21 protein-coding genes are annotated in these 22,643 nt (G+C 46.9%); 7 read left to right on the top strand and 14 right to left on the bottom strand.

All coding sequences use genetic code 11. The features are described from left to right. Positions 1-26: 26 nt before the first annotated feature. The 4 genes from C0Q44_RS09665 to C0Q44_RS09650 form a co-directional block, all read right to left on the bottom strand. A complete protein-coding gene (locus tag C0Q44_RS09665; protein WP_105407039.1) occupies positions 27-1,505 on the bottom strand; it encodes an alpha/beta hydrolase family protein in 1,479 nt (492 codons plus the stop codon). Positions 1,506-1,709: 204 nt separating this feature from the next. Continuing rightward, the gene (locus C0Q44_RS09660) at positions 1,710-2,153 is read right to left on the bottom strand and encodes a FixH family protein (RefSeq protein ID WP_105407038.1); all 444 of its coding nucleotides are present in this window, start codon (positions 2,151-2,153) and stop codon (positions 1,710-1,712) included. 20 nt (positions 2,154-2,173) lie between these two features. Continuing rightward, positions 2,174-2,623 carry a disulfide oxidoreductase gene (locus C0Q44_RS09655; protein ID WP_105407037.1) on the bottom strand — a complete coding sequence of 150 codons (450 nt, stop codon included), beginning with the start codon at positions 2,621-2,623 and terminating at the stop codon, positions 2,174-2,176. Between the two features lie 189 nt (positions 2,624-2,812). Then, complete coding sequence (locus tag C0Q44_RS09650; protein ID WP_105407665.1) at positions 2,813-4,435, bottom strand: copper amine oxidase N-terminal domain-containing protein; 1,623 nt, start codon at positions 4,433-4,435, stop codon at positions 2,813-2,815. 337 nt (positions 4,436-4,772) lie between these two features. Here C0Q44_RS09650 and C0Q44_RS09645 point away from each other — a divergent pair, with 337 nt between their 5' ends. Both C0Q44_RS09645 and C0Q44_RS09640 read left to right on the top strand, forming a co-directional pair. Beyond that, on the top strand, positions 4,773-4,979 hold the full coding sequence (locus C0Q44_RS09645) for a hypothetical protein (RefSeq protein WP_105407036.1): 207 nt from the start codon (positions 4,773-4,775) through the stop codon (positions 4,977-4,979). A gap of 349 nt (positions 4,980-5,328) precedes the next feature. Then, complete coding sequence (locus tag C0Q44_RS09640) at positions 5,329-6,438, top strand: copper amine oxidase N-terminal domain-containing protein (RefSeq protein WP_258166226.1); 1,110 nt, start codon at positions 5,329-5,331, stop codon at positions 6,436-6,438. 178 nt (positions 6,439-6,616) lie between these two features. Here C0Q44_RS09640 and C0Q44_RS09635 read toward each other — a convergent pair whose 3' ends face one another. Together C0Q44_RS09635 and C0Q44_RS09630 are read right to left on the bottom strand one after the other, a co-directional pair. Further along, entirely contained in the window at positions 6,617-7,672 is a 1,056-nt protein-coding gene (locus C0Q44_RS09635; protein ID WP_105407034.1) for a hypothetical protein, read from the bottom strand. An 88-nt stretch (positions 7,673-7,760) separates the two neighbouring features. Beyond that, on the bottom strand, positions 7,761-9,473 hold the full coding sequence (locus C0Q44_RS09630) for a DUF6138 family protein (RefSeq protein ID WP_105407033.1): 1,713 nt from the start codon (positions 9,471-9,473) through the stop codon (positions 7,761-7,763). Positions 9,474-9,712: 239 nt separating this feature from the next. Between C0Q44_RS09630 and C0Q44_RS09625 the strand changes: the two genes are divergently transcribed. After that, on the top strand, positions 9,713-9,955 hold the full coding sequence (locus C0Q44_RS09625; protein ID WP_105407032.1) for a DUF7662 domain-containing protein: 243 nt from the start codon (positions 9,713-9,715) through the stop codon (positions 9,953-9,955). Positions 9,956-10,074: 119 nt separating this feature from the next. Here C0Q44_RS09625 and C0Q44_RS09620 read toward each other — a convergent pair whose 3' ends face one another. The 3 genes from C0Q44_RS09620 to C0Q44_RS09605 form a co-directional block, all read right to left on the bottom strand. Continuing rightward, the gene (locus C0Q44_RS09620) at positions 10,075-11,727 is read right to left on the bottom strand and encodes an extracellular solute-binding protein (RefSeq protein ID WP_105407031.1); all 1,653 of its coding nucleotides are present in this window, start codon (positions 11,725-11,727) and stop codon (positions 10,075-10,077) included. Positions 11,728-11,862: 135 nt separating this feature from the next. Further along, complete coding sequence (locus C0Q44_RS09615) at positions 11,863-13,455, bottom strand: response regulator transcription factor (RefSeq protein ID WP_181150911.1); 1,593 nt, start codon at positions 13,453-13,455, stop codon at positions 11,863-11,865. Beyond that, on the bottom strand, positions 13,430-15,193 hold the full coding sequence (locus C0Q44_RS09605) for a sensor histidine kinase (protein WP_105407030.1): 1,764 nt from the start codon (positions 15,191-15,193) through the stop codon (positions 13,430-13,432). The genes C0Q44_RS09615 and C0Q44_RS09605 overlap by 26 nt, the downstream gene beginning before the upstream one ends. 159 nt (positions 15,194-15,352) lie before the next feature. Between C0Q44_RS09605 and C0Q44_RS09600 the strand changes: the two genes are divergently transcribed. The 3 genes from C0Q44_RS09600 to C0Q44_RS09590 all read left to right on the top strand — a co-directional run bounded on the left by C0Q44_RS09600 (position 15,353) and on the right by C0Q44_RS09590 (position 17,785). Continuing rightward, on the top strand, positions 15,353-15,631 hold the full coding sequence (locus C0Q44_RS09600) for a hypothetical protein (RefSeq protein WP_105407029.1): 279 nt from the start codon (positions 15,353-15,355) through the stop codon (positions 15,629-15,631). Positions 15,632-15,898: 267 nt separating this feature from the next. Continuing rightward, positions 15,899-16,873 carry an ABC transporter permease gene (locus C0Q44_RS09595; RefSeq protein WP_105407028.1) on the top strand — a complete coding sequence of 325 codons (975 nt, stop codon included), beginning with the start codon at positions 15,899-15,901 and terminating at the stop codon, positions 16,871-16,873. Positions 16,874-16,906: 33 nt separating this feature from the next. After that, positions 16,907-17,785: a carbohydrate ABC transporter permease gene (locus C0Q44_RS09590; protein ID WP_105407027.1), complete on the top strand. Its 879-nt coding sequence runs from the start codon at positions 16,907-16,909 to the stop codon at positions 17,783-17,785. 61 nt (positions 17,786-17,846) lie between these two features. Here C0Q44_RS09590 and C0Q44_RS09585 read toward each other — a convergent pair whose 3' ends face one another. After that, positions 17,847-18,038 (bottom strand): aspartyl-phosphate phosphatase Spo0E family protein, encoded by a 192-nt coding sequence (locus tag C0Q44_RS09585; RefSeq protein ID WP_105407026.1) that lies wholly within the window; start codon positions 18,036-18,038, stop codon positions 17,847-17,849. Positions 18,039-18,298: 260 nt separating this feature from the next. Next, positions 18,299-18,622, bottom strand: coding sequence for an ArsR/SmtB family transcription factor (locus tag C0Q44_RS09580; protein WP_105407025.1), 324 nt, complete (start codon positions 18,620-18,622; stop codon positions 18,299-18,301). 205 nt (positions 18,623-18,827) lie between these two features. On the opposite strand from C0Q44_RS09580, the gene C0Q44_RS09575 reads away from it, so the two are divergent. Further along, the gene (locus C0Q44_RS09575) at positions 18,828-20,210 is read left to right on the top strand and encodes an MFS transporter (protein WP_105407024.1); all 1,383 of its coding nucleotides are present in this window, start codon (positions 18,828-18,830) and stop codon (positions 20,208-20,210) included. Between the two features lie 224 nt (positions 20,211-20,434). Here the strand turns inward: C0Q44_RS09575 and C0Q44_RS09570 are convergent, their stop codons facing one another. The 3 genes from C0Q44_RS09570 to C0Q44_RS09560 all read right to left on the bottom strand — a co-directional run bounded on the left by C0Q44_RS09570 (position 20,435) and on the right by C0Q44_RS09560 (position 22,588). Beyond that, entirely contained in the window at positions 20,435-20,884 is a 450-nt protein-coding gene (locus tag C0Q44_RS09570; RefSeq protein WP_105407023.1) for a nuclear transport factor 2 family protein, read from the bottom strand. 343 nt (positions 20,885-21,227) lie between these two features. Then, complete coding sequence (locus tag C0Q44_RS09565) at positions 21,228-21,641, bottom strand: RrF2 family transcriptional regulator (RefSeq protein ID WP_105407022.1); 414 nt, start codon at positions 21,639-21,641, stop codon at positions 21,228-21,230. Positions 21,642-21,748: 107 nt separating this feature from the next. Beyond that, entirely contained in the window at positions 21,749-22,588 is an 840-nt protein-coding gene (locus tag C0Q44_RS09560) for an AraC family transcriptional regulator (RefSeq protein ID WP_105407021.1), read from the bottom strand. Positions 22,589-22,643 lie beyond the last annotated feature (55 nt).

Here is a 22,643-nt window from a genome sequence, read left to right as displayed (position 1 = left end):
TAGATACCCTCCATCCTTCTGCGGGGTTAATCCGCCTTTTGGTGACGTTGCTTAGTGTACTTACTGTCATAAGTAGCCTCAGGAAATTGAGATGAAGGGCCCTGTAACAATGGCTGCTCTTCTCCTTTGAGGTAACGATCAAAGAATGCCAGTGTATATGATCTCGTGATATCCACATTATGTTCTGGCGTCATGCCTCTGGCAAACATTTTTGGTGAAATCAACGAAATATCCGTAAAGCTTTGATGGAAGAAATTCTCCACGGTCAGATAATAGGTGTCATTGAGACTGCTTGTCATCACCCGATCCAAATCAGGCTCAAACTCGGGATAAAATACTTTATCCTTGGCAGTGGCGTCCGGGTCCAGACTTTTGGCTGTCCCACCCGACATGATATACATAAACGGCTGTTTCAAGGCTGTCGTGGATACTTTACCCCAGAATCCGCCTTCCAAATTAAGTCCTGCTTTGAAACGTTCATCCTGAGCCAGCGCTTCCGCCGTGGTTGCACCCCCGTAGGAGTGACCAAAGATACCGACAGCATTCAGATCAAGCTTGCCTTCGAGCAATTGATTCGGATCATGTGAGTTCCACTGCGTGAGAGTGTCCAATACAAAGCTTGCATCCGCTGCACGAATACCTATACCTTTGATATTATATTGATAGAGTTCATCTGTGGTTGGAAAGTCCGGGTCTGGCTCATACGAAACCGCATGTCCATCCGGGAATGTCACTTGCGCCGATGTATACGGATGATCGATGCCAACAACAATGTAGCCGTGGCTCACAAGTTCCTCAATCGCGGTCATACTTTGAAAGCGAGTAGAACGTATCCCTGGTGAAAACAGTAATACAGGATACTTGCTCTGTGCGGCAGATACCTCGGCACCTTTAACAACATGCGTCGGAATCGTGTCAAGGTAACTGAATACCACTGGTGGAATACCAAATACCAGGCTGATCGCCTCTCCCAATTCGGCAGGATAGTGCTCTAGCGGCAATCCTTTGGCTGTTTCCTGATCTACAGGATACCAGACATTGATCATGAGTTCCCGCTTATCTCCCACTTCAGCCGATTTGGTCTCTTCCCGGGAATCATCCGTTATCTGCTGCGAAAAGGTTCCTATGGCGAATGAACCAGTCGATTCGGGCATCATGAATGCAGGGAAAAGCGACGTCAGCACAATTGTACCTGCACTGAGAGCCAGCACCAGAATGGATGTCAAAATGATTTTGAACCACGATCGATGTTTCCGTTTCTGTGTATTCTGAATATTGCGCCCGGAATTCCACAGTTGAACGGCAAATACAATCATTAAAACAAGAGACACGAGATAGGTAGGCAGCATCTGTACGCGAAAATGATCAATTACCCCATGCACAAGGATAGCAAGCACCAGTGCCAACAACGTAATGCCCCCCACTACCCGACGCTTGGGAGCCACCAACATGACCACTGCGCCAATAACCGTCACCAATACCAAAATCCATTCCAAAATTCTCATCATTTAACCTCCAATATTCTTGATAAATCAAGAATAAACCTTGAAGTATACTTCAAGGTCAAGGCTGAATAGTAAGACAATGAACAGATGAAATTAGACATATTCAACACCCGGTAATCCATGCCATACAGTCGGCTTGGGCTTGTACTTTATACTCACCGGGTGATGTCTCCTAATTGGGTGTTCATATCGGTTCATAGAAGACTACTCTACGGTTACCTTCGTTCGCGGCATCGTATGCATAGCCCCTGAAGTCACATGCGCCTGAATGACATACACCCCAGGTTTCTGAAACGTATAAACGACTTCATACATTCCATCGCCTACCGATTTGGCAGTGGTCGCTCCCCGAGCCTCAAGTTCTTCGGCACTCATCATTCCTTGTTCCAATGAAGGGGCTTCCGGTTCATCCTGCTCGTTCCATACCTGAAACTGTACATCATCCGCATCATTCACTGGCTGATCTCCTTGTGTCAGTTTGATGCGCAGGGAGACATTTTCCTTAATGGACGCTTTGTCCGGAATCATGAGCTGTACTTTGATCATCTCTGGCATCTCACCAGACTGAGATTGTTCCTCATAAGAGCAACCCACGGTCAGGAAGATCAGAACAATGAAGGGCATGAACCAACGGGCTTGTCCGCTCATCAACCATCTGTCCTTTCATATCAAGAAGATTTTGGTGTTTTACCAATACCCCATAGCATCACGATGATGATTATAAATGCAATGAGTGCCATCAGCGGAATGGTGATGAATCCAAACCAGTTCAGATAGTCTGTGTAACATGGAACCTTGCCACAAGCCACAGCATTGCCTGTAGCCGAAAAAATACGCTGAATCGTTACATGATATAACGAAATGCCTCCACCGATAAAGCTAAGCGGAAGTACATATTTCGTGATGCCCACGTCATCCTTAAAGTACGCAATGCCCAGCAAGATCGTTAGTGGATACATGAATATGCGCTGGTACCAGCACAGATCACATGGAAGATATCCCTGGATCTCACTGAAATAGAGACTTCCCCCTGTTGCAATAACGGAAACGGCCCAAGCAACAAATAACCGGGTATCCACACTTCTCGCCGGACGCTCCGATTCTGATGATGTACTCATTCCTCTGTCCCCCTCTTCATTTGGCTTATACCGAATTATCATACCTCATTCTAGGCTGCATCGGCTATTCAAGCTGTTATGTAGGTCATTACTCGATGATTATACCAAATATTTGGAACTTTGGGGTGAATACAAAAAAGCTGCCGTATGGGGCAGCTCTTTTGCTTGATTCATATGAAAAACGTTGTATTACATGGATTTAGTCAGCGTAATGGAACCATCTTTTTGTGCCCATTTCACGTCCCAGTTCAGAAGTTCAGCAATGAAACGCAGGGGTACTTGCGTACGTCCATCTTTGTTTACAAATACAGTTGCACCCACGTTTTTCTTCACGCCATTCACTTCCATAACGTTGTTGTTTACCCAGAATTCAAGCGTATCATCGCCAGCCATTACCGTTACTTGTTGTGCTTTTTTGTCCCATTTCACCGTTGCACCAATACCTTCACTCAGGAAACGCAGTGGAATGTATGTTGTGTTCTTCCAAAGCATTGGTGTTGTATCCATGTTGGTTGTTTTGTCGTTAATTTTCAGCATCTTGCTGTTCAATTGCATCCACACCGTTGTCATTTCTGGTGCTGGTGCAGGTGTCATTGACTCTTGGAATTTGTCGTTGAATTGAGTCACGATCGCATTACCCAGGGCTTGACCTACACCGAACATCACTTTGAAGCCTTCACGGTTCGTTGTGTAAGAAGCATCATAGTTACCTGCAGCATATCGGTCGAGGACTTTCTGCACTTGGTTCTCGTGTGTAGTCAGCGCTTGTTGTCCTGCTGCTTTAGGCAGGTTGCCTGCTGTTGCAGAATCCAGGAATGTGGCGAACTCGGTTGTGAATCCGTCAATACGCTTCTGTACAGCTGCACGAGCCGTAGCATCGTTATTTTTAACAGCTTTGACATAATCGCTTTGAGCATTAACGTGGTTAGTTACCCAAATTTTCTCGAATGCATTGGCACCATCATTGCCGTAAATGGAAGCAATCGCTGCTTTGAAGTCAGTTGTGTTTCCAGCTTCAGCTGTAACCAGTGCATTGGAAGCCGCTGTACGTCCATCGAACTCTTCTTGCATCTGCAGAGCCGAGAGCGCAAAGTGCTCGGAAGCCAGGTGGTTCAGTGCAGATCTCAGATCAGCTGCCTTGGTATCCGCTTTAGTGTTCTCGAATTTCTCAGGCATTTGTGTTGTAATTGCTGTGGAGAGTGCTTTACTTACGTCGAACATTTCTTTGAAACCTTCACGGTAAGCTTTGTAAGCATCTGCATAATCTCCAGCTACATATTCATCGAATACTTTCTGTACGAGATCTTCATGTACTTTCAGCGCCTGTTTGGCAGCTGCTTTTGGCAATTTGCCTTCGGTTGCTGTGCTCAGGAATGTAGAGAATTCATCTACGAAACCGTTGATGTTTGCTTGAGCTTGTTTGATGCCAGCCTGGTTGCCCATTTTGGTTGCTTTCACCAGATCATCTGTGTATTTGTTATGAGCGCGGAAGATGCGTTCGAATTCTTTGGCACCTGCATCACCGTAAAGAGAAGCAATTGCCGGTTGCATATCCAGTGCATTTTGGTCGAGTGCTTTGTAAGCTGCGTCTGCATCTTTTGCTCCGTCATACGCTTTGGCCATTGCTGTTACAGCAAGTGCAAAGTGTTCGGACAACAGGTGATCCAGGTTCGCTCTAAGGTCAGCCGCAGGTGTGTTCACCGATGCTTTCATCATTGTCATTGGCGTCTGTGGTGCGGAAGCAGCGCCTGCGATTCCCGGCATCAACAGTGTCAAGCTAAGTACAGGTGCGATAAACTTCTTCATTTTCATTTTCATTACGTGTTCACTCCTCGGTTATATTGTTTGTATCATTTCTTTCCTCGTCGTCGTCTTCATAGGGTGTAACGCAGGGTTCTCCAATCTGGATCACTCTGTGGGCAAAATAAATTCGCAACCCTCGCCTGGGAGAGCCGTGAATGTGCGTCGCATCAAGGATTATGCAAAGATAAAAATATTAAATATAAAGTGATCTGTGCCCTTCAATGCCATGCACCTATTGTAAGACAAGTCCTTAAATTTCCTTTATTTATCAATAAAAGCTTACATCCCAGGTTATCCTGAAGTACAATGAATAGACAGATTGATTTCATTATAAGGAGGTCAACTCATGACATTACTACCCTATATTTTGATCATTGGTATTGCCCTGTTCGGTGGAATTGCCACGATGGTCATCGGGAATTCCAAAGCCAATCAGACCAGTAACCCCGATTATGATCGCAGAACCAAGCAAAACCTGAGTAAACTTACGTATGTATACGTTGGAGCGATTGTCTTCGGTATGGGCGGCCTCATCCTTTATTTGGTGAACTGAAATGAATTCACACTCAAACTTATTAGAGAGAATTCTAAATTTTTGATCAGCTCCAAGGATATACTGTACATATTGAATGGTTTGGTGGAACGATCTCCCTACTTTATAAATGCGAAATAGCCACGTAGCACCCACAATGCATTTGTGGGCGATACGTGGTTTTTTCTTACTTAAAATTACTTTCCCTGCATGTATACTTCATTGCCCGAATAATTCCCCGCACATATGCACATGTTTACAAGTTGGAGATAATTCAGAATTATTCTGGATATGTTCCAGGTTTAATATAAAGCCATAAGGGACAGCGAGCTTATAAAACAAAACAAACCCCCAATTGAAGGAGAGATACATGATGAAAAAGAACATGAAAAAATCTGTAGCAACAATGATGGTACTGGGCATGACATTAACAGGAGCAACAGGCGTATTCGCCGGAACACAGCTGGAGAAAATCTCGGCATACCTTAACCATGGGATCAGCTTCAATGTCGATGGTGCGGCATACTCACCAACCGATGGAAATGGTAACAAACTTGCGCCTATCACGTATAACAACTCTACTTATCTGCCCGTGCGTGCACTTGCCGATGCGCTCCATGTACCTGTATCCTATGACGGCAAAAAAGGACAGATCATTATCGGCCAAGCGACAAGCAATCCATCAGCTCTGACGAATATAATGTATAGTGCAGCACAAAAAGAAGCGATTCAGAAAGCCTTTGCCCAATTTGATGGGTTCGAGACAGCTTATGCACCTCAACAGATGATCGCAGGTGACACGTTCAAGAGCGTAGGTGCAGGTGGGGATGGCGTCAGCTACATTTTCAATCATATGAAAGTGGATGTGTCTCCAAGAGATTATTCAGAAGGTTACACCAGCAAAGATGTAAAACTGTCCAATGGGGTGATCGCCAAATGGTACACACCGGATCAAACAGGCATGCTCACGTTCCAGTTGGATGATCGTTACGTTACTATTAGCTCGCCAGATTACAAGCTGACTCAAGCTCAGCTGCAACAAGTTGCTGTATCTGTTCAGAAGGCAACGAGTAACAACGATCAGGGGGTAACTGCATTCGCTGATGTGAACTACAGCAAGCAACAACTGGTTAACATCCGCAAGGCATTTGCGAAATTTGATGGATTCACAACAGCTTATGCACCACAACATATGGTAGCTGGTGACACGTTCAAAAGCGTAGGTGCAGGCGGCGATGGCGTAAACTTTGTTTTCAATCGCATGAATGTCACGGTATCCCCTAGAGACTATTCATTCAGCTATGATGGCAAAACGGTAAAATTGCCTAATGGCGTATCAGCCAAATGGTACACACCGGATCAAACGGATATGCTCACGTTCCAACTGGATGATCGTTATGTAACCATCAACTCGCCAAATAACCAATTGACGCATACTCAACTGGAGCAAATGGCGGTAGCCGTACAAAAAGTGAAATAAACATAAAAATAAACACACATCATTTCGGTCCCGCTCTCCGAGCTGGGGCTGATTTGGTGTGTGTTACGTATGCTCAAGCTCTGCTACAACGACCTCTTCCTATTCGGCCGCATACCCTTTAAAAATAACTTCTTCAAATATCTTCATGATTAAAGACATACATGATCAATTCGTTTCGTCATGACTGCAGTGCCATTCCCGTTAAACGAAAAACTCTGCGATAGTACATTGTATCCATCAATTCCTCCCAGTCCAGTTCACTGGCGTTACCGTCCCGATAATACACCGCAGCAGCGGGCAAGAAACCAACCAGTGGACCCGTACCACCACAAATTAAACTTCCACCGTCTCCGCCCTTGGGCATCACGTCCCCTGCAGTATCCAGCGTAAGCTCATACTTGTAGGGATCTCCGGCAAACCGTACTCCGAAGAAATTCGGCAGTTCCAGATCGTATGGATGATCTTCCTCTTCAACTAGCAAGGAGTCCGGCTCGGCCAATTGATCCACGTTCTCTTCGGCGCCTTCCAGGGCTCCATAATGCTTCAATTTCATCGTATAGTCAAAGCTGTCTCCCCAAGGAAATAACGTGCGACAACCGCCGCCATAGATATACTCCCATTCATCTTCGGTAAGCAAACCAAAGCCCGCCGCTGCTTCCTCCCTCACGACGTCCTCCAGTTCTATCCCTTCATTGAACCACAGGATTCGGACTTCACCCTCTTCTTGACGAATCAGGCGGAAGTGTTGATGCAATTCATATTCACGTATCTCCGACTGCTTGAACTGCTCCAGGGTTGACGAGAAATCAGGATTTTCTTGCGCAAATGCTTCCTCCTCGGATACTTCAATCCAGCCCAGTGAAATCGTCTCACATTCCACGAGCATTGGAACAATCTGCACTTCTCTCACAGGTGACATTTGACTCGCCAGAAACGAATCTACATCTTCTACTCCATATTCGCTGACCGTTTCATGCAGGTCGGCTGAGGTCTCTTTGTTCATTCCATGCAGCCAACGATCCCAGCCGAGCGTGACGTGATCCCCAGGCACAAATACAAATCTCTCCCCCTCATGCGTAAACACCCCTGTCTCCATTCGCTGACCGAATCGTTCGAACGATGCCAAACCCTCATACTGCATATCATCCGGTAACTCCCGAACCATCTTACGCATCCACTCTTCTTTGTCTTCAGCTGATAATCTCTGCCACCCGTCTCGATTCAAAACTTCCATAAACTCCCCACCTTTCCTTATACACTTTCAATTCACTAAAATGCTCTACTGGCTGGCACAGTAAAATCTTACTTGTTTTGTTTACATTTTATTTTCCAGCGGCCTGCAACAGTTTCAGCAATAACTCCTTACGTCTTCCCGAAGCCTTACGAGCCAGCGTCACAAGCTTCTCCATCTTGCCGAAGATCGGGTAAAGGATACGCTCCACTTCATAGTCAGGGAGCCCCTGAATTTGTTGTATCAGCAGTTCGAGTACTTCATCATTCTCCAGCTCGGGCTGAATCTTCAGCTTCAGACTGTCGGTCGAACGTCGCAAGCTGGCAACTAACACAGGTATCGAGCTTGCTGTTACACCATGCGTTTCTGCAAATGCAGAGGTGAATTTATCCTGAATTAACTGATGCTCATCATCCACTTTGCCCATGTAATATTCAACCAGCGGGAAATATCGCGCATCTGCAAGCCCCAGGCCAAAGGTGGCATAACTGCCTGGCATACAGTTCTTCTCTCCTTCCGTATCCTCGTAAAACTCGAATTCTTGAATAGCTTCACGCGCATATTCTTCAAGAAGCGGGTGCAACTCCGGGTACTCCAGCGCATTGGCAAAGAATCGGTGAGTGTCCGATTTCGCGAGTCCTTTGATCGGCAAATACTGCTTTACGCCAGATTTCAGCTTGATCTTATAACTTTTGGGGAAGCCCTGCTTCAATAAATGAGTTATAAAGGCAAGCGCCTGCTGATAGGCACCCGCCTCTTCCTTGCGAATGTGAATGGTCATCAGAGCAAATACATCATTCGCTTTGCACTCCACCTGTTCCGTTTTTACACGGATATCTTCCTTCGCATACGTGCCGCTACCTTCCGTCATCATACGTGATGCACGACTGCTGCCAAGCTGCTTCGCCAGTTCCAGGAAAGTCAGACCTTTAGGCTTACTGTAACTGGGTTCAAAACGTAGAATCATGACCGCTGCATATAATAGCAAATCCATAGGTTGCGCCCCACGTTCCCCGCTCTTGTTCTCGCTGGAGTGCTGGACTGAATCTGCCTTATCGTCTGACTCCATAACTGCATCTGACTTGAGTGTGTATTCAGCGGCACTGTACGCTGAAGACTGCACCTCATAATATTGGGGCAAAAATTGATTCTCCACCCATGCTGTCACCGCGCGAATAATATCTCCACGATGCTCCGCAAGGGTGTCCTGACGTCCTTTATTTAACTCCTGAATTCGGTCATACTGCCTGATTGTCCATGCTACATCCAACTCAGGGAACAGTTTCGGGTCAAGCAAGTGACGAGTTACAAAGAAGGATTCCAACGGCTTCGTCGGGTATGTACCGTGTTCCAGTTTCTTCTCAATATATGTATGAATGCGCTCAAGCAGTTGCTGCCTTTTCTCTTCATTCACATAATCCAGCAATGTCAGTTGCAGCTTCCCTTCGGTCGTCGGAAATTTCCCGCGAAAGGTGAAGCGGTAGTCGATCAATGGTGTATTCGCCAGCTCGTCTAATTTGACCTGTACAACCTCTACCAGCTTCGGCTGGATCTCCGTTCGCACCTGCTCTTCGGTAAAGAGCCCTGCCTGCTTCGACTTCAATCCATCATCCAACCCCAGATCCACACTGTCTACTGTAGTCCGTCCAGGTCTATAATCCAGCAAAATATCATTGAAGATGCCCATTTGCAGCGTGGTTCGCTTCGTAACACTTTCCAAGTCATCCCGCTTTTCCTGTTCATCAAACCACTCATGGATCGTCATAATCATCTCTTCCATCGCTTGGTCATAAAGTGTACTCATCTAATCTCCTGCCTTCCCATGCATCTAATGTTTACCAACCACACTTGAACCCTATGAATCCCGAACAATCCCAAGCATCTATGTTATATAAACGTATTAACATTCGTATATCACCTATTATTTTACTCTCTCAAGTACAACCGGAACAATAAGGCTTATGTACGGTTGTTCGCTAACTCTCGCTATCATCATCCCCACGTTGTATAATCATGTTATTCCTTTTCAGGAGGTCAGCATAAATGAGCTACAGTAAATACTTCCCTTTGGAAAACTATCTGAATCAAGTTTCAATCACCCTTACATACGCAGAGCTTGAGGAGATACTCGGGTTTACGTTACCCCCGACAGCCTATAATCGCGAACAATGGTGGGTGAATAATTCCATGAATCATACACAGGCACTATCTTGGTTAAATGCCGGATGGAAGGTGGAGAATGTGATTTTAGGAAAAAACGTTACCTTTGTCCGCTGCGAATCATAGATGATCATGTACCATAGATTATTAGTAATAACTCCAAAGGCTCTATTTGTTCCATCAAAGTTATAGCAAAAAAGCAGGATAGACGGATGAATTCATCCGTTCTACCCTGCTTTTAATTATTAATTGACTGTCTTATACCATTCGTTCACTTCGGCCGTAATATCATCGCCGCCCATGGACTTCCACTTCGTGACAAAAGCATCAAATTCCTCAATGCCCACCTGACCATAGATAATCTTGCTGAACGTGTCCTTTTCCAGCTTATCGATCGCGTCTTTCTTCATTTTCATCGTCTCGGTCGGTGCTCCGGTGAACTTGTTCTTGATCGCATTATCCTTGTTCGCAACGACGACTTCCGCGGCAGCAAACACTTCCGGTTTGTTCGCAATCTTCGTATTTCTCTCAAAAGGGGTCTCCGGCTCCTTGCCCTTCGCAAGTTCCGCCAGTGTATCCATCATCAGGTTTGGAATCCGTGCACCATCATACGTAATCGTATATTTGAGTGGGGATACCCCATCCTTGACTTCAGCTTCGCCAACCACTTTACCGTCCACAATGTCATAGTCATACCCTTGAGCAAAACCATGTTCGAACTCGCTGCCCACTTCCGGGTTGGCAAAGTTGTCGAACAGATAATTCTGATACGTGAAGAAAATCTCCGGGTTCGCCATGTCTTTATTAATCAGAATCACCCCGTTGCTCGCACCTGATCCATGCTGGTGGCTCTCACCCGTAGGACCGGTTGGCAGCGCAATTGCTTTGTACGTGGCACCATCCACATTTTTCTTCACATCATCAATCGGCCAGTTCGGCATCCAGTGCGGTCCAACGATGATTCCGGCTTTGCCAGCCGTGAACAGTTCTGCTGCCTTGATCTCGTCATAGACACCTGCTTCTTTGGGCAGATAACCTTTGGACAACCAGTCTTTCATCGTCACAAGTCCTTCTTTCACCCCAGGCTGGATGGAGCCATATTGCAGTGTTCCGTCCCCGGCATCATTCCACTGTCCAGGCATCGTGTTGTACATGCCGAAGATCCAGCCCGATTCCGTCATCCAGGTATTGAGCGCATTCTTCATACCCACGGTCAGACCATACGTATCCTTCTTGCCATTCCTATCCGGGTCCTTATTGGTGAAGGCATCCATGACGTTAACCAGTTCATCCATGGTTTTGGGTTCTTCCAGTCCCAACTTCTTCAGCCAGTCTTCCCGAATGAACATCACCGAGTCACCATTGTAGGCATAATCGAAAATGGGAATGCCGTACCGATCACCTTCATACATGTACGGATACCATTCCTCCGGTGCTGATTCAGCGGCCTTTTTCCATGGTTCTGAAGCATACTTGTCAAACAACTCGCCAGCATTGGCGAACTTGCCCGATTCAATTAACTCCCGTACCAGATTGTAGTCTCCCCGAATGGAGACGATATCCGGCAGTTCCTCGTTCGCCGACAGAGACAAGCGTAATTTCGTGTAAAAGGCATCATTCGTCACCGAAACGGCCCACGGGGTGGTCAGATCGATGCCGAGTCTCTCCTTGGCCCATTTGGAATGCACATTGTTCTGTGCCGTTTCCCCGTTCTTGAACTTGGTATCATCATTCCAGGCTCGCAAATAGCTCATCTGCACGGCTGGTTCATACTTCCCGTCTTGCAAGGCAAGTGGTGCAGCAGCTTCCTTCGCCGGTTCTTCCGTGGCCCCCGAACTACAAGCCGTGACAGCAACCATCGTTAATGCGAGTAACGCAGTCATCATCTTTCTATACATGAACTAACCCCTCCTCAGGTAACTTGGATACCCTTTTGTGCCAAATGGATTGATGCCAAATGCACCTTACATGAAAAGGATAGTGCAGCCGGGGAGGCAAACATATATCACAATTTCAATGTTCATATTGATTTGTTAACCGTTCCGAAAATCTTGCGGGGTGAGTCCGTAATGTTTGCGAAACACCTGAATGAAATAAGGGGTATTGTGATACCCCACTTCCTGACCCACTTCATAGATCTTCATCGCTGTATGCTTGAGCAAATGAACCGCACGTTCCATTCGGGAACGGATAATGTAATCACTAATACCTTCACCGGTGGATTGTTTGTACATTTTGGACAGATATACCGGGTGCAGATGCACCTCTCCGGCAATGACCTGTAACGACAGATCCTCGCCCAGATGATGGTCGATCCATTGCTGTACCTGCCGGATCAGCGTTGATCCGGCATCCTGTCCCGAGTCATTCGTTCCCTCCACCCACTGCTGCATCACACTTCGGGTCCATGTTTCCAGGCTACGCAGCGAGATGCCATAACCATCCTTCAGCAACTGCTGGTACTGCTCGCCAAGCACTTCGGCTAACTGTCTTCCTTCCCGATGTGCCATATAAGAGAACGCAGCCGCCAGATAATGAAAAGCTACATACACATGCTCAGGGAACACACTGTTCGACAGTTCGGTAAAGATCTGATCCATCTTCCGCTTTGCATCCTCCATGCGCCCGGCTTCCAATAACGTTGTCAGACCGGGCGGTTCATAGAGCGCCGCAAGTGACTTCAACGAAGCTCCTCTGGAGCCTGCTGCCGCATTCAGATGTAATCCTTTGCCCGCCTCAGCCTGCTTGCGTAGCGCACTCACCGCCTGATGATACAACTGAGGCACGTGATCGGGAAAGCGACCCATACGACTAACGGACAGGGAGATGGTCGCATTCAGATACTGCCTCACACTGTGAAGCAGCCGTTCTCCGAGCCGACCCATCAGCATTTCAGGTTCAGCCTGAGGCTGTTTCGGACTCGCCATGAACACCAGATCGTCATAGGTGTCATCCGTATGGCAGAGATGATAGGCACTACCGTAGATTTCTTCCACCACGTTCGAGATGGCATACTTCATCAATCGAAACGCCTTATGTGTGGGTTGGTGGTCATCATAACGGATGAGCAGCAGCTGCATTTTATCCTGTGGACGGAATCCAATCTCCAGTTGCTCCAGCTTACCCACGAGTCCAGCATCGGCGAATCTATGCCCTAACAGCACATCCTTCATCAGCTCCGCACGTTTCTCGGGCAGATGTTCCCTTACCGAATACATGGCCCGCTGGTGCAGCAATTGTTTCTCACCCTCCAGCCGAATCTGCACAGCGGCTTGCTGTACGGATTCGATCAACTCTTCATCCCGAACCGGTTTGAGCAGATAACTGACCGTTCCGTGTTTTAGAGCCTGCTTTGCATAATCGAAGGAAGCATGCCCCGATAAAATAATACATTTGGTCTGTTCCCACTTTTGCCGAATATGACTCACCAGATCCAGACCAGACATGCCCGGCATACGGATGTCCGTGATAATAATATGGACTTGATGTGCTGCCATCTGTTCCAGAGCTTCTTTGACCGAATAGGCTTTGAACACCTGACCAATCCCGTGTTCTCTCCACGGTATGGAAGCGGCAATGGACTCCACTACCGAATGTTCATCATCCACGACCATTAGATTCATCATGCGGTTGTTCCTCCTCAAACCATCGAATTTCCACACTAAGTCCCCCATAGGGGATGGCTGCAAAATGAAGCCCGGACGACAGACCATATCGCGTCATGAGACGTTGGTGCACATTCCACGTGCCTGTTCCAATCTCTTCGCCCATCGGTTCATTGATCTCCCGTTCCAATTCCGCAATCTGTTCGGCTGTCAGCGTAACACCGTCGTTGTCAACAAACAGGCTGTATCTTGTATATTTCCGGCCCCCAATATGCTCGTGTACCACCACCATACCCGTTACGACGACATGCCCGCTGCCCTCCAGTGGCTCAATGCCATGGATGACTGCATTCTCTACAATGGGCTGAATAAGCAACCTTGGAATCTGAAGCTGCATTAAAGGCTGCGGTACGGCAATCTCATAGGTCAGCCGATTGGTCCGCATCTGTTGAATGGATAGATAATGGTTCAGCAGCCGGATCTCTTCTTCCACGGTTGTCATGTCATTCTCACCCCGCGTAATGTAGCGATAATAGTCTCCCAGACTTAGCGACATGGCAATCACCGCTTCACGGTTGCCGAGCTGGGTCATATTTTTAATATAAAACAGGCAATTGTACAGGAAATGCGGATTGATCTGGGATTGCAGATGCTTCAATGTCGCTTCCCGTGAGCGAATGCGTTCCTCGTATACTTTCTCAATTAACTCCTGAATCTGCTCCGCCATATGGTTGAAGCTCTGGGTCAAGTACGCGAATTCGTCACGGGAATGATCGACCGGAATTCGTGTGGACAACTGGCCTTTGCGAATCTGCTGCAGACCTCTCATCAAGCGATGGATTGGAACCTGCACCTTTCTGTACAATAGCAGCGCAGCCCCAATACTCAGCACGAGCAACAACAAGATGGAGGTAATGAACATATTCCGGCTCTTGTCCATCGGATTCAGCAGATCATCCAGAAGCACCGGATTGACGTATATGGCTTGCAGTTGCTTGGAGTGTACATAACTGACCAGATACTGTTTGCCACTTACCTCCAGCTGATGATTCCCCTCCCTCTCCGATCCCTCAAAAGAAATATCACGCATAATGGCTTCAACGAGTTCGTGATCTGCCGTACGATTCAGCAGCGGCTCGTTGCCCGGTACCAGCAAGAAAGGGTCTCCGCCTTGCGCCTCTTTAAAATCATCCAACATGGCAACCATATTCATGGGGTCAAAATTAATCTCCATCACCGTTCGCACGCTTGTACTCGCCGGTTTTTCATTCCACTCATAGTTGTCTGTGAAAAAATAAGTGAAATTCCCTTCCTCCAACTGCCATTGTCCAGGTTGCGGAAATGACAACATCTTCTCATCGTAGACCGTCCGGCTGGACATGGTGGATAACACGAGCTCAGCCTGCGGCAATACGATCGTAATATCGTTCTTCCATCGGCTGGTGGACTGATACAACGATAATTTGTCGAGAATATCCAGATAGATGCTGTTTTTCTCATATTGGCTGGTGGAATCCGTCATGTAACGGTAGTGCAGGATACTGGGATCTCGCAGCAATGTCAGGCCATACAGCGAGAGCTGCTCAATATTTTTATCCACCTGGGAACTGAAATAATTGAACTGATTCAGACTGGACTGCTGTTTCTCCTCCACCACCATGTCCACATTGGCCTGGTTCGCGTATGTATATAGCAGCAGAATGGGTACCAGCAGGCAGATTAAGAGAATGATTGTCTTTGCGAATACTGTGAATTTCATCGTTTCACCCTGTCCCTGAGTTCAAAGTCCATCTACACCGAAGTCCTATTCTATATTGAAAACCCTTACATTTCTAGTTGATTTTATGTTCTCTCACTTTCCTATGACTTCCAATCCCCTTATACTGGAGTGAATCAACATTCGTGAGGAGGCACTTGGATGCAATTGACGGACCAAGGCATTTTGCAGATTGAAAAGGACGACTTATCCACCTTGTATTGCTATAGGGATCGGGATGGCATGGACTTCGATGCTTCATTTCTATTCGAATTACAGCTTCAGGAATTAAGTTTACCTCCGGGGAGTGTTACGGCCATTCGGTTTAACTTTGAAGCAGAAGAAGAACCACTCTATGATGAGCGGGAGCGACTCGTCACTGAGGTGCAGTCAGCCGTTCGAACGGTTGACCCGCAGTATGACGGTTCGATTGTGGGATAATATAGGGACGTTCAGCGTAACGAGCATATAAGCAACAGGCGACAAAAGGCAGGTGGCAGAAGCTACCCAGAGGACAGGAGCATTGGACTTTCGAGTCGGATGCTCTTTTTTGTCATTTCCGTCAAATAGTTAATATTTCAACATCCGCCTTGAAATGTTGTTCTATAGTCCGCTCATTTCCGTTGCTATAATTCAGATGCTCCACTCTGTGCAAAGGCTTGTTCGCCTCATTATGCCAGGGCTGGACGAGATAAAGGAGGGACCCTGATGGCTATGGAACAACCACTACCAACCAGCAAGCCGGTGCGGCAAGCGACACGACAACCACATCAACCACGCAAACGTACCCGCTGGAATCTCAAACGCACGTGGCCGCTGCATCTGATGCTGCTGCCTGCCGTACTGCTCACCTTACTGTTCGCCTATGTGCCCATGGGCGGCATTATTATTGCTTTTCAGGATTTCAAACCATGGCTGGGATTTACCGGTTCCAAATGGGTGGGTTGGGACAACTTCCGCTTCATGTTCGAATATCCCGACAGCGTTCAGGTCATCTGGAACACGGTGCTGATTGCTTCGATGAAAATTGTGGCCGGACTCGTGGCCCCGGTGGTGTTTGCCATTTTGCTGAATGAAGTTCGAAACTCCACGTTCAAACGCTTCTCACAGACCTTGGTGTATCTGCCCCACTTCCTGTCCTGGGTCGTTCTGGGTGGCATTCTGCTCGACATGTTATCACCGGAAGGTGGTCTCGTAAATCAGGTGCTGGCTGCGGCTGGTATTGAACCGATCTTCTTTCTCGGAGATGGCGACTGGTTCCGTGTCACGGTCGTTGTCAGTGACGTATGGAAGGAATTTGGATTCGGTACGATTGTGTTTCTCGCAGCGCTGGCGGGCATTAATCCGGCATTGTATGAGGCTTCAGAGGTGGACGGCGCAACACGACTCAGACAGACCTTGCACATTACCCTGCCTTCTCTTGTGCCAATGATCATTGTGGTTGGTACGTTGTCACTGGGCAATATCCTGAATGCAGGATTTGACCAGATCTTCAACCTGTACAATCCGCTCGTGTATGAGAAAGGCGATATTATTGATACGTTTGTCTACCGGATGGGGATTCTGAATGGCAAGATGAGCTTTGCGACTGCGGTTGGACTATTCAAATCATTTGTCGCGATGTTCCTAATCATCTCTGCGTACCGAATGGCGTACAAAATCGCCAATTATCGTATTTTCTAATGGGTTAGCATAATGCATGGAGGAGGAATCAAGGTGTATCACAAAACGACCGGGTACCGTATATTCAATGGCTTCAACCTGTTATTCATCGCAGCTGTCTCTATTCTGTGTATCTTGCCGCTGGTCCATATTCTGGCAGTTTCCTTCAGTGGTAAAGCAGCAGCCTCCGCCAATCTGGTGACACTCTGGCCGATAGATTTTACGGTGGACGCCTATACCAAAACGTTTGGAAACAGTAACTTTCTCAGTGCGCTCTGGATTTCAGTAGAGCGTACCGTTCTCGGCACACTGCTCAGTATGACGCTAGTCTTCCTGACCGCTTATCCTTTATCCAAAGAAAGTCTGCACTTCAAGGGGCGCTCACTATATGCGTGGTTCTTCATCTTCACGATGATGTTCAGCGGGGGGTTGATTCCGTCCTATATTTTGATCCAGAAGCTGGGGCTGATCAATACGATGTGGGCTCTGATTCTGCCAGGAGCGGTGGCTGTCTGGAACCTGATTCTCATGATGAACTTTTTCCGTAATGTGCCTAAAGAGCTGGAAGAAGCCGCCTTCATCGATGGAGCCAACCATATCACGACCCTCTTCAGAATCTATCTGCCTGTATCCATGCCCGCCATTGCCACGATCTCCTTATTCACCATGGTAGGTCAATGGAATTCCTGGTTCGACGGGCTGATCTATATGAATGATGCTTCCAAATATCCACTTGCCACGTTGATGCAGACCATTATCGTTCAGCAGGATTTCTCTAATATGAACGTGGATGCCACACAGCTTCAGAACATGTCCCAGCGTACGGTGAACGCAGCTCAGATCTTTATTGGCGCTCTGCCAATCCTGCTCGTATATCCGTTCTTGCAGCGCTTCTTCGTAAAGGGGATTGTGCTCGGGGCGGTAAAAGAGTAAGGCAAACACACGGAATCCCTTCATGGGATTCTTCTTCATTCTATAAGAGTATTCTATAAGTTCATGATTTCAATTGATTCGCGATTGTTCTCCCGCGAGTTGCGTTGTTATATTCATTAATTAACTCATCCAATACCATGGATTGGCGAATAACTTCCGGATGCCATAGTTCCGAGTATTGATTTGCAATCTGGTAGAGTCTTTGCCGTGCATGTTCGATACATTCCTGAATGGTTTCCGGATTATGTACCATACTCCCGCCCCCCTGTATTCCTTGAATATCCATCATCCAAAAAAGACCATCTAATATAATATTCGGAACAAGAGGGGATTTGGATTACCCCAAAATCGAAATTTTGTAACTTTTTTCTTGTAAAGGCGAGAATACGTATATAGCGCAGATTACGCATATTATAAAATGAAAAAAAACACCGGATAGGCTATCCAGCCTTCCGGTGTTTGGTGATCGATAATATGAAATGTCCCCTCTTCGACCAGAAGAAAGGACACCATTTAGGATGGATCTGTATTCGTCTGAGCTGCCGCCTGCAACAATGGTTGCAATAGTCCCGGAAAGCGTGTTTCCAAATCATCGGATCGCAGGGTGAGAAAATGCTGTGTGCCCTGCACTCTGACCCGAATAACCCCGGCTTCCCGCAAGGTCCGAATATGATGCGACATCGTTGACTTCACGACAGGTGCATGAAAATGACTGCACGGCTGCTCCCCACTTCTCGCTGCTTCCGCAACAATCCCAAGACGGGTCGGGTCGCTTAACGCATACAATACGGAGGAAAGTTCAATATCCGTTACTTGTGGATGATGTAAAATTTTCATATTGTAGTCTCCTTTTTTCAGACTATGCATTGTATTTTAACACAGATTCATGATATATTTCTAAAGTTCGATACCAATCGAACTTTAATGATTTCGTTATGTACCCCCTGCTGTCAGGCATGGGATTGACATCATACTACATTTTGCAAATGTTACACACCGTTTCTGAAATGTTGCGAAATACACATCACTCCAGGAGGTTTTTATGAACAACACCGCAACCGCATCATCAGGGGAACGGACCGGAATACAGGAAGGACTAATCGTAAGCTTGCTTGGCTTCACCGTTGTACTCGTTGTGATGAATACAATGATGTTTAATCTGGCCCTGCCCAAAATAGCAGCCGAATTTATGCTTACCTCTGTCGCTTCTTCATGGATCGTTACAGGATATTCCATTGTATTTGCCATTTCATCGATTACGTTCTCACGTCTATCGGATTTCATCCCCATTCGCACACTGTTCACAACCGGGCTTACGTTACTTGGTGCTGCATCCGTGCTCGGATTCTTTAGTGATCACTTCATCATTTTGCTTATTGCTCGTCTGATCCAGGCTGCAGGTGCTGCTTCAGTTCCGGGGCTTGCCATTGTGCTGATTACCCGGTACATTCCAAATGATCGCCGGGGTAAATCGATGGCTGTCATCATGTCCGCCAGTTCACTGGGTCTTGGACTCGGTCCCGTCATTGGCGGAAGTATTACTCAGTTTCTGGGATGGCATGATCTGTTTATCGTTACGGGATTAACGTTATTCTTAATTCCTGTATTCTTCAAATTGCTCCCGCGGGAAACACCGCAAAAGGGTTCATTTGACCTGCTGGGTGCTGTGCTTCTTGCCATTGGTACTACCGGTGTGCTGTTATTCCTGACTTCCCGTCAGTGGTTCACACTTGTTATCGGTGCTGTGGCACTGCTTCTGTTCTGGCTCCGAATTCGACGCGCGGCAGACCCATTTGTTCAACCTGCTTTGTTCAAAGACAAAAAATATATGATGCTTAGCTCACTAGGGATTGTATCGTATATCAATAACTTTTCAACACTGTTCCTGTTACCGCAGATTTTGGCACATCTATATGGACTGACACCTGCCCAGTCCGGACTTGTTATCTTCCCAGGTGCAGTCGTGTCCATGCTGCTCTCCAACCGAATCGGCCGAATGATTGATCGACATGGCAATACCTTGTTACTGAAATTTGCACCATGGCTGCTACTGGCAGCTGCCGGGTTATTCGCCTTATTTGCAGATAATAGCATCTACGCCATCATGGCCGTGTATGTCCTGCTCAGCGTAGGCTTCTCTTCCCTGACAACCAGCGTATCCAATGAATTATCTGGCAATCTGACCATGGATCAGGTAGGCGCAGGCATGGGACTGTTCCAACTTAGTCAGTTCTTCAGCGGTGCCTTCAGCGTTGCTGTTACTGGCGTAGCATTAACGGCGATGCAAAACATGCCGCTGTCCTCAGCGTACACTAATATTTTCTGGGGCATGACCGTGGTCGCACTCGCATCGGTTATTTTCTCTCAGGTGTATCTGAGAATGCAGTCACGGAAAAAAACAGGCGGCTCTAGCATCTCATCTTAATTGGTCTCTTCAATATAAGACAGGTCATCCATCTTTATCCTCAAAGAAGCCAGGTAAGGGCCGCTACGGTCCGAACCTGGCTTCTTTGCACCCGTTTTTCTGAATATGTATCAGGAGGTACCTTTCCTATAAACGTCACAAAGCCCCAAGGAAGCATTCATCACGTTCCTCAGGGCTATGATTATATAGTGGCTCAGCCTCGGCATTCTTCTATCAACATTCTACTATTCAAACATATCCAGACGAAGACGTTTCAGGCTCGTATGTTTGATGTACCACTGACCGTCAATTTTGACAAAAGTCTCATGGTAGTGCCCAAATCCGTGGAAGGATTTGTTCTCATTGCCCTCCGGGAACGTTACCCAATCTTCCATCGGGGAGATGACTTTTGCTTCGTACTCGGATACAAATTCAACTTCGGCACTATGGACATGATGCACGGTTACGGCAACATCCACCAGATCACGGAATACTTGTACGATCGTATCACGGCCTGTTAATACCGGAATCGGATTACCTTCTGAGCTAAAATCGGCGACTGCATCCGGAGCGAACAAATCACCCAAGGTGTCCCATTGCTTTGTATCAATATAGCGGCAATAACGCGCCTTGGTATTTCGAATGTTTTCCAGCGCCAGCAATTGCTCCAGTCCTATAATCGTTGATTGGCTCATGTGCGTCCCTCCAGAGATGTAAGATGTGATGTGAAATCTGATCCACTATGTATGCAAACTATACCTTCCTTATTGTACCATTCGATTTCTATTAGGTACAACGACATATTATACGCTTAAATATTAACCAATCTGGTAGTCCGCGAAATATAGCTTTGCAACGAACTGCCTACATTCATCATTTTTCGCCAAAAGTCCACTCTTCTGATCCATATCTCTCATTTTGGATATTTCCTGGCATACCAAAAAGTCTTTCCACACCTCCTGCGCGGATTAGGAAAGACCACTACATAACCAAATAGTTGAAATATGTACCGCCACTTCAAGACTCGTGAGCCGCAAGTTATTGAGAATGTGCACTCCCGCTCTTCATCTCGGAAGCCAGTTCTGACATTTTTTTATTATTCAGAAAACTCTCCATCTCTTCCTCCGCCTGAACCATCACCTGCTGGATCAAACAACCTTCGTTATGATTCTGGGAGCATTCGAACAGGGAGGCCTGACCTTCAATCGCATGAATGATCTCCAGGAAAGAAGGATCAGGATTCTTACGGCTAAGTCGATAGCCACCATTGGCACCGGAAGTAGATTCAATCATGCCCGCCTTAACCAATTTGGTCAATATTTTGGACAGGTAGGTCGGAGATACTTTCTGCAACTCTGCCAGTTGATGTACACTAACCAGTTGCTCGGGAGCAGTACTTACAAGGTGAAGCATGGTGTGTAAGGCATAATTTGTCGCTTTGGAATATTTCATGAGGGCACCTCATTATATACGGATTTAATTTATCCATAATAGACTTGATTGTACGCGATGTCAAACCACTGCACTGTAAGCTGATGGCAAACCAGAAAGGAAACCGATCAATTGTGATATAATCCGCGATAATCCGTAGGTGTCATCCCCTCATGAGCCATGAATTGGCGGTTAAAATAACTGGCATTGGGGTATCCCGCTTCCTCCGCAATCTGTCCAATGTTGGCCGTAGGCCGTTCAAGCAACCATTGCTTCGCCATCTGTAGTCGTGATCGAGTGATAAATTCCATGGGCGTCATCTCCACGGCACTCTTGAACATTTTGCAAAAGTAATACGAACTGACACCTGCAAGATCCGCCCAGTCCTGTAATAGAAAAGGCTGGCAGGCCTCCTGCTGCATCTGTGGAAGCAGCGCAAGCACCCGACTCTCTGCCTTGCTTGTGGTGCGTGTGCTCTTTAAGGGTACGGCATGCTGTACAAATTCGGCGAGTAAGGCGTAGGTCAGCGTGGATAACTGTGCCGGACGGAGCATCGTGTTCTGTTCCGCTTCGGTCAGCAGCGCCAGATGAGCCTCTTCCCATGAGCTGCGCTGGCGCAGCGTCCACAACAGATTGCGATGCAGCCCCCGCTCAATCATATAATCATGCAGACGTTCACCGTAAAAATGAACCCACCGTACATCCCACGGGTCATCTTCACTGCTGTAATAATGCTGCCGCTGCTGCGGGAAATAAAGTACGGCCTGACCTGCACGAAGCTCATGCACCACTCCATCCACTTCAACGTATCCCTTACCCGCGGCGACGTAGTGAATATTAAAGTTATTCAGTACACCTGCCTCCCGTAATACGGAATGCTGGACGTGATCTATATAATGTCCTACGGACTCGGGATAACAAAAATACGGAATATCCTGCAAGGTAAGCAATACCGTTTGTCTCATCATGTCGACTTCTCCTTATTCAACAATATTGTGTTAACTCACTTCAATATATTATTAT

The sequence above is a fragment of the Paenibacillus sp. PCH8 genome (genome assembly GCF_002968835.1).
In the GTDB taxonomy this organism is placed as follows: Bacteria; Bacillota; Bacilli; order Paenibacillales; family Paenibacillaceae; genus Paenibacillus.
The sequence above is the reverse complement of the archived record's forward strand: the minus strand, read 5'-3'. Positions and strand labels throughout refer to the sequence as shown.

Coding starts and splice junctions, on each gene's coding strand:
- C0Q44_RS09660 (WP_105407038.1), bottom strand. CDS start 2,153: ATGAGCGGACAAGCCCGTTGGTTCATGCCCTTCATTGTTCTGATCTTC.
- C0Q44_RS09665 (WP_105407039.1), bottom strand. CDS start 1,505: ATGAGAATTTTGGAATGGATTTTGGTATTGGTGACGGTTATTGGCGCA.
- C0Q44_RS09645 (WP_105407036.1), top strand. CDS start 4,773: ATGACATTACTACCCTATATTTTGATCATTGGTATTGCCCTGTTCGGT.
- C0Q44_RS09615 (WP_181150911.1), bottom strand. CDS start 13,455: ATGATGAATCTAATGGTCGTGGATGATGAACATTCGGTAGTGGAGTCC.
- C0Q44_RS09580 (WP_105407025.1), bottom strand. CDS start 18,622: ATGAAAATTTTACATCATCCACAAGTAACGGATATTGAACTTTCCTCC.
- C0Q44_RS09655 (WP_105407037.1), bottom strand. CDS start 2,623: ATGAGTACATCATCAGAATCGGAGCGTCCGGCGAGAAGTGTGGATACC.
- C0Q44_RS09635 (WP_105407034.1), bottom strand. CDS start 7,672: ATGGAAGTTTTGAATCGAGACGGGTGGCAGAGATTATCAGCTGAAGAC.
- C0Q44_RS09640 (WP_258166226.1), top strand. CDS start 5,329: ATGATGAAAAAGAACATGAAAAAATCTGTAGCAACAATGATGGTACTG.
- C0Q44_RS09575 (WP_105407024.1), top strand. CDS start 18,828: ATGAACAACACCGCAACCGCATCATCAGGGGAACGGACCGGAATACAG.
- C0Q44_RS09560 (WP_105407021.1), bottom strand. CDS start 22,588: ATGATGAGACAAACGGTATTGCTTACCTTGCAGGATATTCCGTATTTT.
- C0Q44_RS09650 (WP_105407665.1), bottom strand. CDS start 4,435: ATGAAAATGAAGAAGTTTATCGCACCTGTACTTAGCTTGACACTGTTG.
- C0Q44_RS09630 (WP_105407033.1), bottom strand. CDS start 9,473: ATGAGTACACTTTATGACCAAGCGATGGAAGAGATGATTATGACGATC.
- C0Q44_RS09595 (WP_105407028.1), top strand. CDS start 15,899: ATGGCTATGGAACAACCACTACCAACCAGCAAGCCGGTGCGGCAAGCG.
- C0Q44_RS09570 (WP_105407023.1), bottom strand. CDS start 20,884: ATGAGCCAATCAACGATTATAGGACTGGAGCAATTGCTGGCGCTGGAA.
- C0Q44_RS09585 (WP_105407026.1), bottom strand. CDS start 18,038: ATGGTACATAATCCGGAAACCATTCAGGAATGTATCGAACATGCACGG.
- C0Q44_RS09565 (WP_105407022.1), bottom strand. CDS start 21,641: ATGAAATATTCCAAAGCGACAAATTATGCCTTACACACCATGCTTCAC.
- C0Q44_RS09605 (WP_105407030.1), bottom strand. CDS start 15,193: ATGAAATTCACAGTATTCGCAAAGACAATCATTCTCTTAATCTGCCTG.
- C0Q44_RS09620 (WP_105407031.1), bottom strand. CDS start 11,727: ATGTATAGAAAGATGATGACTGCGTTACTCGCATTAACGATGGTTGCT.
- C0Q44_RS09600 (WP_105407029.1), top strand. CDS start 15,353: ATGCAATTGACGGACCAAGGCATTTTGCAGATTGAAAAGGACGACTTA.
- C0Q44_RS09625 (WP_105407032.1), top strand. CDS start 9,713: ATGAGCTACAGTAAATACTTCCCTTTGGAAAACTATCTGAATCAAGTT.